Consider the following 15,627-nt stretch of genomic DNA (forward strand, 5'->3'; position numbering starts at 1 on the left):
CGCCGCCACCGAGCCTCCCCGCGATCACGAACCGCGACCGGCGAAGCGACACCGGGGTCCCGTTCGAACACGCGGCACCGGCACCGACAGCCGGCCGAACGGCCGGGTGTCGCACGGCGGTCAGTTCGAGCGGCAGGCCCGCGAACACCCCTCCGACCGCCCGGCGCTGCCTGAAAGGGTGCCGTTGTGGGCGCGCGCCCGCCGACCGAGCGCACGGGGTGACCGGCTAGCGTCGAACACATGCCCACCGCGACCACACAGCTCTCCCCCGCCGCCCTCGCGTTCGTCGCCGAGCGGCACCTGGCCACCCTCACCACCCTGCGGGCGGACGGCACACCGCACGTCGTCGCCGTCGGGTTCACCTGGGACGCGGACAGCGGCATCGCGCGGGTGATCACCGATGGCGCGTCGGTGAAGGCCCGTAATGCCGCGCGGGGTGGGTACGCGGCCGTCAGCCAGGTCGACGGGGCGCGGTGGCTCACCCTCGAGGGGCCGGCCACCGTGCTGACCGACGCCGACGATGTCGCCGAGGCCGTTCGCCGCTACACCGAGCGCTACCGCGTGCCCCGCGAGAACCCCACGCGCGTGGTCGTCGCGATCCAGGTGCGCCGGGTGCTGTCGTCGAGCACGCTCAAATAGCTTGTGGCCGTTTACAACACGGTCAGGCCGTGCGGGCGCTGGTTCATGGACTCCACGCCGTCCTCGGTGACGACCACGATGTCCTCGATGCGCGCACCCCACTGCCCCGGGAAGTAGATGCCGGGTTCGATGCTGAACGCCATGCCCGGCTCGAGCACCAGATCGTTGCCCGCCACGATGTAGGGCTCCTCGTGCACCGACAGGCCGATGCCGTGTCCGGTGCGGTGCACGAACGCATCGCCCAGACCCGCGTCGGCCAGCACGGTGCGGGCGGCGGCGTCGACGGATTCGGCGGTGACGCCGGGGCGCACGGCGGCCACCGCCGCCGCCTGCGCCGCCTCGAGCAACGCCATCCGCTCGGCGACCTGCGTGCTCGGCTCGCCGAGCACATAGGTGCGGGTGGAATCGGAGTAGTAGCCGGGCGTCACCGGTCCGCCGATATCGATCACCACCACGTCGCCCTGTTCGATGACGCGGTCGGAGAAGAGGTGGTGCGGGATGGCGCCGTTCGGGCCGCTGCCCACGATGACGAACTCCGCCTCGGTGTGCCCCTCCTCGCGAATCGCCGCCTCGATATCGGCATACACCTCGGCCTCGGTGCGGCCCGCCCGCAGGAACTCGCCCATCCGGGCGTGCACGCGGTCGATCGCGGCGCCCGCACGGCGTAAGGCGTCGATCTCGGCCTCGTCCTTGATCATCCGCGACTGGCGCAGCACGGGAGTGGCCGAGGACGGCAGCCCCGTGGTCTGCTCGGCCAGCGGAATCAGGTGCAGGGCGGGCATGGCGTCGGCGACGGCGATGCGGGAACCGGCGTGCAGGGTGGAACGGACCAGCTGGTACGGGTCGACGCCGTCGACCCAGTCGAGGATCCGCAGACCCAGTTCCCCGGCCGCCGAGCCGTCCAGCGCGGCCAGCTCGAGCTTCGGCACGACGACCGACGGAGTCGCGCCGTCGGCGGTGATCACCAGACAGGTGAGCCGTTCGAACGATTCGGCATCGGACCCGATGAGATACCGCAGGTCGGGACCTGGCGTGATGAGCAGGGCGTCCAGATGCGCCGCGCGCATCAACTCCACCGCCCGCTCGAGCCGCTGACCGTAGACATTCGCCGCGAACCTGGCATTCGTGTGCGCGCTCATAGCTTCCGACGTTACCCGCCGCGCCGCGACCCGCGCAGAGTCGCCCGCACGACGTGCGATCGCGGGCGCCGCGCCCCCATGGCCTGGACGTCATCGGACGACGCGGCGACGATCCCGCTCACCTGTCGGAGCCACAGGGCACAATCACCGGGTGACCGTTGCCGAGAGCACCCGTGGACCCCTGTTGATCCTGGACGGCGCCAGCCTGTGGTTCCGCGCCTACTACGCGATCCCCGACAAACTGCGCGGCGCCGACGGCCGCTCGGTGAACGCGGTGCGCGGCTTCACCGACATGGTCGCCTCGCTGATCACCAAACACCGGCCGAGCAGGCTCGTCGTCGGGCTGGATCTGGACTGGCGCCCGCCGTTCCGGGTGGCGCTCGTGCCGTCGTACAAGGCGCACCGCCTCGACACCAGCAGCACGGCCGCGCCCGGCGCCGAAGAAGTCCCCGACACCCTCACCCCGCAGGTGCCCATGATCCTGGACGTGCTCGCCGCGGCCGGGATCGCCACCGGCGGCGCCGAGGGGCTCGAAGCCGACGACGTCCTCGGCACCCTGGCCCATCGCGAGCGCACCGATTCCGTGGTCGTCGTCAGCGGCGACCGCGACCTGCTGCAACTGGTCCGCGACGACCCGGCACCGCCGGTGCGGGTGCTCTACGCGGGCCGTGGCCTGGCCAAGGCCGAGCTGTACGGGCCCGCCGAGGTGTCCGCGAAATACGGTGTGCCCGTGGTGAACGCGGGGCCCGCGTACGCCGATATGGCCACTTTGCGTGGCGACGCCTCCGACGGGTTGCCCGGTGTGGCGGGCATCGGCGACAAATCCGCCGCCCAGCTCATCTCCCGGTTCGGCTCCCTCGACGCCCTGATGGCCGCCGTGGACGATCCCGCATCCGATCTCGCCAAGGGTGTGCGGGCCAAACTCGTTGCCGCACAGGACTATCTGAAGGCCGCCGCACCGGTGGTCCGGGTGGTCTGCGATGCCGACGTGGAGCTGTCGGGCCCCGATACCCTGCCCGCGGCACCCGCCGACCCGGAGCGGCTACGCGAACTCGCGGCCGCCTACAACGCCGAGAGCCCGATCACCCGGCTGATCACGGCGCTGGCCGCCGCGCACACCGCGTGAACGACGCCGGGCCGCCCGCATACAGAGCGGGCGGCCCGGAAACCACCTGGCGGTAGGCTGAAAACCGCAGTACGACAGCCTAGTTGGGGCGGCCGACCTCGTAGGTACCGTCTTCCTTCGTGATCTTCACGGTGACCTTCTTGTCCTCACCGCTGACCTTCAGGTCGCAGGTGAAGGTCGCGTCGACCTCGACCTTCTGACCCGACGGGCACGACACATCGGAGACGTCCGCGATGCCGTAGGAGCCGGTGAGCACCGAGGAGACACCGTCCTGCACCGCCGACTGGTCGAGCTCGTCGGACGAGAACACGACGAGCAGCAGGCCGATCACGGCGGCGATCACCAGCACGCCGGCCACGACGAGGCCGATGATCAGGCCCTTGCTCTTACCCTTGCCCCCGGGACCTTGCTGGGACTGCTGAGGCTGCTGACCCCACTGCTGCTGCGGCTGCTGACCCCACTGCTGGGCGCCTGCGGGCTGCTGCGCGTTCCAGTCCTGCGGCGGCGGCTGGGTCTGACCCCACTGCTGCTGCGGACCGGTCGGCTGCTGCGGCTGCGGCTGGCCCCACTGCTGCGGCTGCTGGGGCTGCTGCGGCTGGCCCCACTGCTGCTGGGGCTGCTGCTGAGGTTGCTGCGGCTGCTGGGGCTGACCCCACGGCTGCTGCGGTTGCTGTCCGGCGTTGGGGTCACCCCACTGCTGGGTCGGCTGGGCGCCCTGGGGCGGCTGCTGCGGCGGCTGTGCCGCGCCACCCCAGTGCTGGGTGGGACCGGCGCCACCGGCCCCCTGCTGACCCCCCCAGTGCTGGGTGGGATCGTTGCTCCCCTCCCCTGGGCCGTTCGGTCCGTACGGGCCGCTCATCCACTCGCCTCCACTCGCATAGTTGTACACACGGTAGCCCCCCGCGCCAGGCCGGCTACGCCAGGAAATCAAATCACAGACGAAACATCTACGCGGCGTCCACCGCGACGACACCCCGTCGGACGGCACGCACGGCCTTGGCCGCGGTACTCGCGATCTCGATATCGTCCGCGGTGTTGTGGATCTGGTCGAGCAGGTCGATCACCTGCCTGCACCAGCGCACGAAGTCGCCCGCCGACATCACGCTGCTCTGATCGCCGCTGGCCAGCAACGCCTCGGCCAACGCGTCACCGCGCGCCCACTTGTACACCCCGTTGACGAATCCCAGGTCGGGTTCGCGGGTGGGCGGCAGCTTGTGCCTCGCCTCGTCGGCGCGCACTTGCCCCCACACCTCGATGGTCGCGGCGACCGCGCGCCGGATGGGATCGGTCGGGCCGTGCGCGGTGAGCAAGCCGGACTCCTGCCGCGATTCGTACACCAGCGCGGACACCACTCCGGCGAGCTCGGCGGGACCGAGCCCGCGCCACAGTCCCTGCCGCAGGCATTCCGCGACGACCAGGTCGCTTTCGGCGTAGATGCGGGCCAGCCGCCTGCCGTCGGGCGTCACTTCACCGTGCTCGACGAAACCGCGTTCCTCGAGCAGGCCGACGATGCGGTCGAAGGTGCGCGCGAGGGAATTCGTCGTCGCGGCAACCTTCTGGCGCATCGACTCGGTCTCGCGGGCCAGTCGCGCGTAGCGCTCGCCGATGCGGCTGAGCTGTTCGCGGTCGGGCCTGCTGTGTGCCGGGTGGGCGCGCAGGCTGCGGCGCAGGGTGGCCAGCTGACGGTCCTCGCCCGCGCGGGTGTGGTCGTTGCGCCTGCGCCTGCCACGGCCGGGCGCCGAGATGCCGGTTCCGCGCAGCGCCGAGGCGAGGTCGCGGCGGATGCGGGCGGTGCGGTGGTCGACCCGGCGCGGCAACCGCATGTGCCCGAGGGGCTCGGCGGGGACGGGGAAGTCCGCGGCGGAAATCCTTCCGGCCCAATGGTCTTCGGTCAACACGAGGGGACGCGGGTCGCCGGGGGTCTGATCGGGTTCCAGGATCACCGCGAGCCCCGCACGCTTGCCCGACGGGATCGCGACCACATCGCCGCGCCGCAATTCGATCAGCGCACGCACGGCGGCGCCGCGCCGGTCGGCCCGGCCCTGCTGCTGGATGTCGCGCTCGCGCTGCTTGATCCGGTCACGCAGCGACAGGTACTCCATGAAGTCACCGTCGACGCCGCCGAGCTGGCTCTCCAGCTTGCGCAACGCGCCCTGGTTCTTCTCGATACCGCGCACCAGCCCGACCACCGAGCGGTCGGCCTGGAACTGGGCGAAGGACCGTTCCAGCAGGTTGCGGGCGTCTTGGGCGCCCATCCGATCGATCAGGTTGATCGACATGTTGTAGCCGGGCCGGAAGGAACTGCGCAGCGGGTAGGTGCGGGTGGAGGCCAGACCGGCGACCGCGCTGGTGTCGACCTCGGGTTGCCACAGCACCACCGCGTGGCCTTCGACATCGATCCCACGCCTGCCCGCGCGACCGGTGAGCTGGGTGTACTCGCCGGGGGTGAGTTCGGCGTGCGTCTCGCCGTTGAACTTCACCAGGCGCTCGAGCACCACCGTGCGGGCGGGCATATTGATACCGAGGGCGAGGGTCTCGGTGGCGAACACGGCCCGCACGAGGCCCTTGACGAACAGTTCCTCCACCGTGTGCCGGAAGGCGGGCAGCATGCCCGCGTGGTGGGCGGCGAGCCCGCGCTGCAGCGCTTCGCGCCATTCCCAGTATCCGAGCACCTCCAGATCGGCCTTCGGCAGGTCGCCGGTGTGCTTCTCGATGATCTCGTCGACGACCTCGGCGTCGCCCGGCCTGCTCAGGTCCAGACGCGCGCGCAGGCACTGGGCCAGCGCGCCGTCGCAGCCCGCGCGGCTGAAGATGAAGGTGATGGCGGGCAGCAGGCCTTCCTCGTCGAGGCGGGCCAGCACCTCCGGGCGCGGCAACGGCCGGAAATTGCCCCGGGCGCCGCGGCCGCGCGGACCGCCGTACCCGTGCATGCGGTCGCTGGCCTCGCGCTGCCGGATGAACCGGACCAGGTCTTCGTCGACGACGACCTTCTGATCGCTGGATTTCGTGTCGAACAGGTCGAACATCCGCTTGCCGACCATCACGTGCTGCCACAGCGGCACCGGCCGCGTCTCGTCGACCACCACCGCGGTGTCGCCGCGCACGGTCTCCATCCACGCGCCGAACTCCTCGGCGTTCGACACCGTCGCCGACAGGCTCACCAGGCGCACATCCGGCGACAGATGCAGGATCACCTCCTCCCACACCGCGCCGCGGAAGCGGTCGGCCAGGTAGTGCACCTCGTCCATGACGACGTACGACAGCCCGCGCAACGCGTCGGAGGAGGCGTAGAGCATGTTGCGCAGCACCTCGGTGGTCATCACGACCACTGGCGCGTCGGGGTTGATGGACTGGTCGCCGGTGAGCAGGCCGACGCTGTCGCGACCGTAGCGGGCGGTGAGGTCGGCGAACTTCTGGTTCGACAGCGCCTTGATCGGCGTGGTGTAGAAGCACTTGCCGCCCGAGGCGAGCGCCAGATGCACGGCGAACTCGCCGACGATGGTCTTACCCGCACCGGTGGGCGCGCAGACCAGCACGCTGTGCCCCTCTTCCAAGGCCTCGCACGCGGTGCGCTGGAAAGGGTCGAGGTCGAACGAGATTTCGCTGGCGAACTGCGCCAACTCGCTGGTCCGCGCGGGAGAATCGGTCACATCTCAGAGCGTATCGGAGTAGTCCGACACCGGTCGCTCTGTTTTCCGTGCGTCCTCGACGGGTCCGCTCGGGGCGACCGGATCGGGGGTGCCCAGCGGCGAGGCCTCGTCGTCGGACAGCCCGGCCAGGCCGTCGGCGGCCGCACGCCTGGCCCGGCGCGCGTCGTTGAACCGGGCGAACTGCACCGCCAGCTCGAACAGCACGGTCAGTGCCAGCGCGAGCGCGAGCATCGAGAACGGGTCCTGCGGGGTGACGATCGCGGCGAAGACGAACAGGCCGAACACGATGCCGCGTCGCCACGCCTTGAGCTTCACGTACGGCAGCACGCCGACGAGGTTGAGCCCGATGACGATCAGCGGCGTCTCGAAGCTGACACCGAAGATGATGAGCAGCTGGATGATGAACCCGAAGTACTGCGTACCGCTGAGCGCGGTGATCTGCACGTTGTCACCGATGGTGAGCAGGAACGACAGGGCGTGCGACACGACGACGTAGGCGAGCACGGCGCCGGTGACGAAAAGGACCGAACCGGCCCCGACGAACCCGAAGGCGTACCGGCGTTCCTTGGCGTAGAGGCCGGGGGTGATGAACGCCCACAGCTGATACAGCCAGAACGGCGCGGCCAGCACCACACCGGCGGTGAAACCGACCTTCAGGCGGAGCATGAACTGTTCGAACGGGCCGGTCGCGAGCAGTCGGCAGGCGCCGTCGGGCGTCAGGGTGGCGCGGGCGGAGGCGGGCAGCTCACAGTAGGGGCCGCGCAGGATCTCGCCGAGGCTGTCGAGCCCGAACAGCGGGGTGGCGTACCAGAAGAAGCCGAGCAGGGTGGTGACCGCGATGGCGGCGAGGGCGAGCAGCAACCGGGTGCGCAGCTCCTGCAGGTGCTCGACCAACGACATGGTGCCGTCGGGATTCGTCCTGCGCTTGCTGCGCCGTGGATCGAACGGGATGCGCATGGTTGGTGTGGCCTCTAACCCTCGGTTCGGCGGATGCTCGGCAAACAGCACGGCGCCCCGGAGCGGCCGCTACCGCCCCGGGGTGAATGCGTGGGTCAGAGCGTCTTGTGCTGCGGCTGCGGCTGCGCGACCGGGGTGGCCTGGACCTGCGGAGCCGAGGCGGGCAGCTGCTGCTGTGGCGCCGCATCGGTGGGCGCGGTGGTGGTGGCCGAGGACTCGGCCTGCATCTGCCCGACCTCGCTCTTGAAGATCCGCAGCGACCGGCCGAGACCGCGCGCCGCGTCCGGCAGCCGCTTCGCACCGAAGAGCAGGACGAACAGCAGCGCGATGATCAGCAGGTGCGACCAGCTGAACGTTCCCATGATGAGTTACCTCCAAAGACTGTGGTGATTACCGATGCTACCTGTGCGCGCAGTTTCGTGGACCCGCGCCCGTGGAGGTGTTCGCCACCCGTTCAACGGGCGACGGCGCGTGCGGCGGCGGTCAGTTCGGCGAACAGGCGGCTGCCGCTGAAGCGTCGTTCGTCGCCGGATTCGGCGGCCCGGATCAGTTCGACGAGTCTGCGGTTGACCGGTGTCGGCCGCCCGACCATTTCCCCGAGGCGCACGATTTCCCCACACAGCCAAGCGATTTCGGTGCGTTTGCCACGGGCCAGGTCGTCGGCCATCGATGACCGCGCCACCGGGTCGATGGCGAGGACCCGGCCGAACACCCGCCGGAACAGCGAGTCGGGGACGCGCAGCAGATGCACCATCAGTTCCGGTGGCACCGGGGTGAGCTGAGCGGGCCGAATTCGCGCAGTGTTCATCACCGCGAGGGCTTCGGACTGGGTGAGGGCGAGGCAGCGCCGGTAGTCGCGGTCGGCCAGTTCCTCGCGCAGCGGTCTGCCCGACAGCGCGTTGATCGGGTTGTTGAGGTTGAGCAGGAGTTTGGCCCACTGGACGGGCCGCAGGTCGCGGTGGCGGCGCAGCGGCAGGCCCGCCTCGCGGAAACGGTCGGCGAACCGGTCGACGACCGGGTCGTCCTGGATGGCGAGGACACCGTCGCTTGCCCGGTGGAACCGGCCCTCGCCCCGGTGCACCACGTTGAACATCACCATGCCCGCCAGTACCACACTGGTCGGCAGGATCTCGCGGATGACGGTGTCGTTGCCGATGCCGTTCTGCAGACTCACCACCGGGGTGCCCGGGCGTAATCGTCCCGCGACGGCGCGCGCGGCGGTGGCGGTGTCGGCGGATTTCACGGTGACCAGGACGAGGTCGGCGCGTTCGGGTTCGTCGGGGGCCAGCGCCAGCCCGAACCGGTCGGGGCCGACTTCGGTGGCACCGCCGTCGAGGTCGGTCAGGCGCAGACCGTGTTCGGCGATGTCGTCGAGGACCCGCTGACGTCCGACGAAGATGACTTCCATACCCGCCGCGGCCAGCTGACCACCGACGAAAACCCCGACGCTACCCGCGCCGAGGACGAGGACTCGCTGACTCACGCGGGTTCGGTCTCCCCCAGCAGTCCGGCCGCCGCGTAGGCGGCCAGGGCGGCATCGGCGCGCTCACGCACCGCCGAGACCAGTTCGGGCGGCCCGAGCGCACTCACGCCGGTGCCGAACCCGAGCAGCAGCCGGGCCATCCAGTCGGCCGAGGCGAATCGCATGCCCGCTTCGATGCTGCCGTCGGGGCGCGACCGGATGCGATGCATCGGGTACTGGTCGAGCACCCAGGCGTAGTCCGCGCGAATGCGTAAGCGGGCCAGCGGTACGTCGGGGTCGTCCTGGAAAAGGTCGAGCGCGGCGGCGTCGGCGGCGGCGTGACTCGGTGGACGGGCCGGTTCGTCGAGTTCGGTGGCGTCCTCGATGCGGTCGAACCGGAACAGCCGGACGCCTTCGGCCTGGCGGCACCAGGCCTGCAGGTAGCTGTTGTTGTCGACCAGCACCACCCTGATCGGGTCGACCACGCGTTCGGAGACCTCGTCGCGGCTGGCCGAGTAGTAGACCAGGCGCAGTGCGTGCGCGTCGGCGAGGGCGGCGCGCACGGTGGCCACCACCGGGCGTTCGACGGGCACCTGCGCGGGCGGGCGACTGACATCGCCGCCCGCGATGGCGGATTCGATCTTGGCGATCGCGGCGTGCGCGGCGGTCGGGTCGACCATGCCCGGCATCTCGACGATCGAGCGCAGCGCCACCAGCAGCGCGGTGGCCTCGGTGGAGGTCAGGCGCAGCGGGCGTTCGATGCCGGCCGAGAAGGTGACCTCGATGCTCTCCTCGGAGAACGACAGGTCGATGAGGTCGCCGGGGCCGTAACCCGGCAGCCCGCACATCCACAGCTGGTTGAGGTCGCTCATCAGCTGCTTGGTGGTGACGCCCAGTTCGGCGGCGGCCTCGGCGGCGCTGATGCCGGGGTGCGCGAGCAGGTAGGGCACCATGTTCAGCAGGCGTGAAAGTCGTAGGGACAGGCGCGAACTCACGATGTCACCTCCGTGTGGTCCAGTACCGACCGTAGCCGGTTCATCACGTCGGCGCGCAATTCCGGTGGATCGAGCACCAGCACATCGGGGCCGAGACCGGTGATGAGCCGGGCCACCCAGTCGCGTGAGCGCACCGGGACCTCGAGCACCGAGCCCGGGCGTCCGCCGAGGTCACGGGTGTCGACCTCGGTGCCGATGCGGCGCAGTTCGCGGCCGCGGCCCTTGGCGACCCACACGGTGGCCGTCCCGGTGACGGGCGCGTCGCCGGTGACCCGGTCGACGATGGCGCGCAGATCGGCGTCGGCCGGTTTGTGTACCGCGTTGACCGGCCCGTACGCCTTCACCTCGCCCCCGATCCGCGAGAGCCGGAAGGTGCGCACCGCGTCGCGCTCCCGGTCGTGGCCGACCAGGTACCAGCGACCGTGGCGGGTGACGACACCCCACGGTTCGACATCGCGGGTGACGAACGGGTCGGTGACGGCGCTGTGGTGCCCGAACCGCACCGCCTGCCCCGCGTCGATGGCGGCGAGCAGTTCGCGCAGCACCGGTTCGGAACCACGGGTGCGGGCGGGCACCGCGGGCACCGAAACGCCCACGTTGTCGGTCTCCACCGTGACGCCGGCCGCCCGCAGCTTCAGCAACGCGCCTTCGGCGGCACCGGCCAGTTCCGGCGACGCCCACATCTGCACGGCGACCGCGACGGCGGCCGCTTCCTCGCTGGACAGGTCGATATCGGGCAGTTCGTAGGCGTCGCGATTGATCCGGTAGCCCTCCAGCGTCGAGAAGCGACCGACCGGACCCACTTCCAGCGGGATGCCGAGGTCGCGGAGTTCGTTCTTGTCGCGCTCGAACATCCGGCTGAACGCCTCGTCGGTCGCGGACTCCTCGTAACCTGCCACACTGTCACGGATACGTTCCGCGCTCAGGAACTGCCGGGTCGACAACAGCGCGATGACCAGATTCATCAGCCGCTCGACCTTGGATATCGCCACTCGATAGAGGGTAATGGTCGAGGGCGTCGGCTCGCGCGTCGGCGCACGATTGCCGTCGACCGGCCTCAGGCGCCGTCGATCACCAAGCAGAACGGGTGCCCCGCCGGATCGATGAGGACACGCCAGCGATCCGGTTCCGGTTGCACCGCGGCTTTGGTGGCGCCGAGCGTCAGCAGCCGGGCTTCACCTTCGTCTAGGTTCGGGACCGCGAAATCGAGGTGGCACTGCTGCGGTGTCTGCTGTCCCGGCCACTGTGGTGGGCGGTAGTCGGCGACGCGCTCGAAGCCGAGTGACACTCCGTTCGGGCCGGTCAGCTCGATGTACTCGGGATCGGAGTCGGGGCTGCGCTCGAAGCCGGTGGCCCGCGCGTAGAACTCGGCGAGCGCATCCGGGTCGGGACAGTCGATCGTGACGGCGGCCAGCTTCATCAATACCTCCTGCATCGATGGCGAGAAGTACCTGTCCTCCGAGCGTGGCACGACGAGCGGCTTCTCGCCACGACATCGGTCATTCCCCGGAGCCGAAACGCTGTCGCAGTTCCCGCTTGAGCACTTTGTGCGTGGGCCCGAGCGGGAGTTCGGTGACGAACTCGACGCGACGCGGGTATTTGTACTTGGCGACCCGGGATCTGGCGAATTCGATCACCTCCTGCTCGCTCACCTCGCCGTCGGGCACGACCACGGCGACGATCTCCTCGCCGTAGTGCTCGTCGGGCACCCCGATGACCGCCACCTGGGCGATGCGTGGATGCCGCATCAGCGCCGCCTCGACCTCTGTCGGGTACACGTTGAAGCCACCGCGCAGGATCATCTCCTTGATCCGGTCGACGATGCGGATCCGGCCGGTCTCGTCGCGGGTGCCGAGGTCGCCGGTGCGGAACCAGCCGTCGATCACGGCGGCGGCGGTCGCCTCCGGCCTGCCGGTGTAGCCGCTGAACACGTTGTGGCCGCGCACGACCACTTCCCCGACCTCGCCGACCGGCAGCAGCTCGATGCGGTCGGCGATGTCGGGGTCGGCGATCTCCACGTCGACACCCCATACCGGGTGTCCGACGGTGCCTGCCTCGGTTCCGTACACCGGCTGATTCACCGCAGCCGTGGGCGAGGTCTCCGACAGGCCGTACCCTTCGAGCACGGGTGCCCGGAAGAGCCGTTCGAACTCCTCGAGCACGGACACCGGCAGTGCGGCACCGCCGCTGACACAGAGCTTCAGCGCCGGGAGCTCGGTTGCGGTCGCGGCGGCTTCGATCAGCGACAGGTACATGGTCGGCACCCCGTGGAAGAGGTCGACCCGTTCGGCCGTCATCAACGCGATCGCCTGCGCGGCGTCGAATCTCGGCATCAGCACCAGGGTTCCGCCGACGCGCCAGTGCGAGTTCATCGACACGGTCTGCCCGAACACATGGAACAGCGGCAAGGCGCCGAGGGCGATGTCGTCGCGGTGGATCTCGTTGGCGTCGAAGGTGTTCACCGTCGCGCACATCACCATGTTGAGATGGCTCAGCTCGGCGCCCTTGGGGGTGCCGGTGGTGCCGCTGGTGTAGAACACCACGGCCGTGTCGAGTGGGCTGCGGGAGACGAAGGTCGGGATCGGCTCGCCGGCAAGGTCTTCCGGCGCCACCATCTCGATTCCGGCGGCCCGCGCGGCCTCGCCACCGGTCTGCGCGACCATCGGGTGACAGATCAGCAGGCGGGCGCCGCTGTCGCGCAGGACGTATTCCATCTCCGGCGCGGTGAGCAGCAGATGCACCGGCACCACCGTCGCTCCTGCGGCCAACACAGCGAAGTAGGCACGCGGGAAGTCGACGGTGTTCGGGCACAGCAGCGCCACACGGTCACCGGGTTTCACGCCGCGTGCGATCAGCGCGGCGGCCTGCGCGCGGGCTTGCCGCCACAGATCGGCGAACGTGATGCGGTGTTCGCCCTCGATCAGGGCGAGGTGCTCGGGGCGGCGGCGGGCGGGTTCGGCGAGGATGCTCGCCAGGGAGAGGGTGGCGTTCACGGGTGCTCCTGGGTTCGACGGCGTCGGCGAGGTGTTGTCCGAGTCCGCTGGTGCGAGCGGACATCGTTGCGGTGATGGGCGAGAGATCGACTCCGACCGGGTCGGGATCGTCACGGATTGCGGGTGGGGACGGGTGGTGCCGGCGGGTGACACGACGGTGGCCGATATCGAGGCCGCGCAGGCTGCCGGTGCCGCGCGGGTCGGGCTGCTGCGCGTGGCGGCCGGGATGCGAACCTTTCGTCCGGGTGCGGGTGTGCTGCGGGCGCGCTCGGACGGCGACACGATCGGCGGTTGTGCGGGCCGGTCACCGGTGCAGGTGGACGGCCAGACCTTGGCCCACACCGACGCACAGGGTGGCGATCGCGTGCTGCGCGTCGCGTTCGGCCAGTTCGAGCGCCGCGGTGAGGGCCAGCCGGGCGCCGCTGGCCCCGAGCGGATGGCCGAGGGCGATCGCGCCGCCGTTCGGGTTGATGTGCTCGGCGTCGTCGGGCAGACCGAGCGCCCGCGTCACCGCGAGCGCCTGGGCGGCGAAGGCCTCGTTGAGCTCGAACACGTCGACGTCGCCGATGCCGAGACCCGTTCTCGCGAGTAGCTTGCCGACCGCCGGAACCGGGCCGATGCCCATCGTGCGCGGCGGCACCCCCGCCGCCGTCACCGCGCCGACCCTGGCCAGCGGGGTGAGGCCGAAGCGATCCACGGCTGTCTCGGAGGCGAGCAGGACCGCCGCGGCACCGTCGTTGATGCCCGAGGAGTTGCCCGCGGTGATGGAGCCGCCCGCCACCACCGGCGGCAGGGCGGCGAGCTTCTCGGCGCTGGTCTCGCGCGGATGCTCGTCGCGCTCGACGACGACCGGTTCGCCACGCCGCCGCGCGACCGGAACCGGTGTGATCTCGCGTGCGAGGCGCCCGCGCGCGATCGCGGCCGCCGCCCGCTGCTGCGAGCGCAGCGCGAAGGCGTCCTGGTCGGCGCGGGAAACGCCGTGCTCGTCGGCGACGTGCTGGGCCGTCTCGGGCATGGTGTCGGTGCCGTATCGCGCGTGCAGGCGCGGATTCACCAGTCGCCAGCCGAGGGTGGTGTCGGCCAGCTGGGCCGAACGATCCCAGGGCGCGGCACTTTTGGGCAACACGTAGGGCGCCCGCGTCATCGACTCGATGCCGCCGGCGATCACGAGATCGGCATCACCCGCCCGGATCGCCCGCGCCGCGTACCCCACCGCGTCCAGCCCCGAGGCGCACAAACGGTTCACGGTGACGCCCGGCACGCCGACCGGCAGACCGGCCAGCAACGCCGCCATTCGCGCGACGTTGCGGTTGTCCTCACCCGCCTGATTGGCGCACCCGAACACCACATCGTCGACGGCCGCCCAGTCCACCGCCGGAAACCGTTGCATCAGCGCGGAAATCACGTGGGCGGCAAGGTCGTCGGGCCGCACCTCGGCCAGTGCGCCACCGTAACGGCCGAAGGGAGTTCGCACACCGTCGACCAGGTACGCGGTGCCCATCACAAACCCATGTTCTTGGCGATGATCATCTTCATCACCTCGCTGGTGCCGCCGTAGATCCTGTTCACCCGGTTGTCGGCGTACAAACGCGCCACCGGGTATTCGGTGATGTAGCCGTAGCCTCCGTGCAGTTGCAGACAGCGGTCGATCACTCGCGAGGCCACCTCGGTGCAGAACAGTTTGGCCGATGCGGCGTCGGCGGGGGTGAGTTCGCCGCTGTCGAGTGCGTCGAGGGCTCGGTCGACCACCGCTTCGGCCGCGTCGACCTCGGCCTGGCAGGCGGCCAGCTCGAACTTGGTGTTCTGGAACTGCGCCACCGGCTGACCGAAAACCTTGCGGTCCCTGGTGTATTCGAGGGCGAACCGGATCGCCGCCTTCGCCTGCGCGTAGGCACCGAGGGCGATCGACAGCCGTTCCTGGGGCAGGTTCTGCCCCAGATAACCGAACCCCTGGTGCGGCTCACCCAGCAGATCCGGCACCGGCACCCGCACATCGGTGAAGGACAGTTCCGCCGTGTCGGACACCTTCAGCCCGAGCTTGTCCAGTTTGCGCCCGACCGCGTATCCCGGCGAGGTCGTATCGACCGCGAACAGTGAGATCCCGTGTCTGCGATCGGTGTCCGAGGGCGGCGCGGTGCGCGCGCAGACGATCACGCGGTCGGCGTGTACTCCGCCGGTGATGAACGTCTTCGCGCCGTTGAGCACGTAATGCGTGCCGTCCTCGGACAATTGGGCGGTCGTGCGCATACCGGCGAGGTCGGAGCCGGTGCCCGGTTCGGTCATGGCGATGGCGAACATGATCTCGCCCGACACGAAACCCGGCAGCCAGCGTTGCTTCTGTTCCTCGGTGGCGAGGTTCTTCAGATAGGGCAGGCACAGCCCCACGTGCACACCGGACCCGCCGAAGGACACACCCGCCCGGGCCGTCTCCTCGAGCAGGACGGCCTGGAACTTGAACGATTCGATACCGGCGCCACCGTATTCATCGGGCACTTCGATCCCGAACACACCCAGCTCGGCCAGCTCGCGGTAGAACTCGCGCGGCACGATGCCCGCCTCGTACCACTGGTCGTACACGGGCACCACCCGCGACTCGACGAACGCGCGCACCGTTTTACGGAACGCTTCGTGCTCGTCGGTGAAAACTGTTCGCTGCATGATGATCT

At 70.0% G+C, this 15,627-nt stretch carries 14 protein-coding genes; 2 read left to right on the forward strand and 12 right to left on the reverse strand.

Annotated features, from left to right (window positions below; translation table 11 throughout):
* Positions 1-240 precede the first annotated feature (240 nt).
* Positions 241-639, forward strand: a complete 399-nt coding sequence (locus HYG95_RS02810; protein ID WP_067492107.1) for a PPOX class F420-dependent oxidoreductase — start codon at positions 241-243, stop codon at positions 637-639.
* 11 nt (positions 640-650) lie between these two features.
* On the opposite strand, the gene HYG95_RS02815 is transcribed toward HYG95_RS02810, so the two are convergent.
* Positions 651-1,778 (reverse strand): Xaa-Pro peptidase family protein, encoded by a 1,128-nt coding sequence (locus HYG95_RS02815; RefSeq protein WP_181696412.1) that lies wholly within the window; start codon positions 1,776-1,778, stop codon positions 651-653.
* Between the two features lie 151 nt (positions 1,779-1,929).
* On the opposite strand from HYG95_RS02815, the gene HYG95_RS02820 reads away from it, so the two are divergent.
* The gene (locus HYG95_RS02820) at positions 1,930-2,904 is read left to right on the forward strand and encodes a 5'-3' exonuclease (protein ID WP_181696413.1); all 975 of its coding nucleotides are present in this window, start codon (positions 1,930-1,932) and stop codon (positions 2,902-2,904) included.
* A 79-nt stretch (positions 2,905-2,983) separates the two neighbouring features.
* Here HYG95_RS02820 and HYG95_RS02825 read toward each other — a convergent pair whose 3' ends face one another.
* The 11 genes from HYG95_RS02825 to HYG95_RS02875 form a co-directional block, all read right to left on the reverse strand.
* The gene (locus tag HYG95_RS02825; protein ID WP_181696414.1) at positions 2,984-3,763 is read right to left on the reverse strand and encodes a DUF4333 domain-containing protein; all 780 of its coding nucleotides are present in this window, start codon (positions 3,761-3,763) and stop codon (positions 2,984-2,986) included.
* Positions 3,764-3,851: 88 nt separating this feature from the next.
* Complete coding sequence (locus HYG95_RS02830; protein ID WP_181696415.1) at positions 3,852-6,554, reverse strand: RNA helicase; 2,703 nt, start codon at positions 6,552-6,554, stop codon at positions 3,852-3,854.
* Between the two features lie 3 nt (positions 6,555-6,557).
* Positions 6,558-7,511, reverse strand: coding sequence for a twin-arginine translocase subunit TatC (gene tatC / locus HYG95_RS02835; protein WP_181696416.1), 954 nt, complete (start codon positions 7,509-7,511; stop codon positions 6,558-6,560).
* Between the two features lie 95 nt (positions 7,512-7,606).
* Positions 7,607-7,873, reverse strand: coding sequence for a Sec-independent protein translocase subunit TatA (tatA, locus tag HYG95_RS02840; protein WP_067492102.1), 267 nt, complete (start codon positions 7,871-7,873; stop codon positions 7,607-7,609).
* A 92-nt stretch (positions 7,874-7,965) separates the two neighbouring features.
* Positions 7,966-8,994 (reverse strand): 2-dehydropantoate 2-reductase, encoded by a 1,029-nt coding sequence (locus tag HYG95_RS02845; RefSeq protein WP_181696417.1) that lies wholly within the window; start codon positions 8,992-8,994, stop codon positions 7,966-7,968.
* Positions 8,991-9,968: a YafY family protein gene (locus tag HYG95_RS02850; RefSeq protein WP_181696418.1), complete on the reverse strand. Its 978-nt coding sequence runs from the start codon at positions 9,966-9,968 to the stop codon at positions 8,991-8,993. Before HYG95_RS02850 ends, HYG95_RS02845 begins: the two co-directional genes overlap by 4 nt.
* Complete coding sequence (locus HYG95_RS02855; protein WP_084456314.1) at positions 9,965-10,960, reverse strand: YafY family protein; 996 nt, start codon at positions 10,958-10,960, stop codon at positions 9,965-9,967. Before HYG95_RS02855 ends, HYG95_RS02850 begins: the two co-directional genes overlap by 4 nt.
* Positions 10,961-11,025: 65 nt before the next feature.
* A complete protein-coding gene (locus tag HYG95_RS02860; RefSeq protein WP_220138936.1) occupies positions 11,026-11,388 on the reverse strand; it encodes a VOC family protein in 363 nt (120 codons plus the stop codon).
* A gap of 79 nt (positions 11,389-11,467) precedes the next feature.
* Complete coding sequence (locus tag HYG95_RS02865) at positions 11,468-12,961, reverse strand: long-chain fatty acid--CoA ligase (RefSeq protein ID WP_181696420.1); 1,494 nt, start codon at positions 12,959-12,961, stop codon at positions 11,468-11,470.
* A 304-nt stretch (positions 12,962-13,265) separates the two neighbouring features.
* Positions 13,266-14,462 (reverse strand): 3-oxoadipyl-CoA thiolase, encoded by a 1,197-nt coding sequence (pcaF, locus tag HYG95_RS02870; RefSeq protein WP_181696498.1) that lies wholly within the window; start codon positions 14,460-14,462, stop codon positions 13,266-13,268.
* Complete coding sequence (locus HYG95_RS02875; protein WP_181696421.1) at positions 14,462-15,619, reverse strand: acyl-CoA dehydrogenase family protein; 1,158 nt, start codon at positions 15,617-15,619, stop codon at positions 14,462-14,464. The genes pcaF and HYG95_RS02875 overlap by 1 nt, the downstream gene beginning before the upstream one ends.
* Between the last annotated feature and the right edge of the window lie 8 nt (positions 15,620-15,627).

The organism is Nocardia sp. GTS18, assembly GCF_013839555.1.
Lineage (GTDB): Bacteria > Actinomycetota > Actinomycetes > Mycobacteriales > Mycobacteriaceae > Nocardia > Nocardia rosealba.

Bases quoted from the DNA above. Each gene is read 5' to 3' on its own strand.
- HYG95_RS02810 (WP_067492107.1), top strand. From the start codon at position 241: ATGCCCACCGCGACCACACAGCTCTCCCCCGCCGCCCTCGCGTTCGTC.
- HYG95_RS02815 (WP_181696412.1), bottom strand. From the start codon at position 1,778: ATGAGCGCGCACACGAATGCCAGGTTCGCGGCGAATGTCTACGGTCAG.
- HYG95_RS02825 (WP_181696414.1), bottom strand. From the start codon at position 3,763: ATGAGCGGCCCGTACGGACCGAACGGCCCAGGGGAGGGGAGCAACGAT.
- tatC (WP_181696416.1), bottom strand. From the start codon at position 7,511: ATGCGCATCCCGTTCGATCCACGGCGCAGCAAGCGCAGGACGAATCCC.
- tatA (WP_067492102.1), bottom strand. From the start codon at position 7,873: ATGGGAACGTTCAGCTGGTCGCACCTGCTGATCATCGCGCTGCTGTTC.
- HYG95_RS02860 (WP_220138936.1), bottom strand. From the start codon at position 11,388: ATGAAGCTGGCCGCCGTCACGATCGACTGTCCCGACCCGGATGCGCTC.
- pcaF (WP_181696498.1), bottom strand. From the start codon at position 14,462: ATGGGCACCGCGTACCTGGTCGACGGTGTGCGAACTCCCTTCGGCCGT.
- HYG95_RS02875 (WP_181696421.1), bottom strand. From the start codon at position 15,619: ATGCAGCGAACAGTTTTCACCGACGAGCACGAAGCGTTCCGTAAAACG.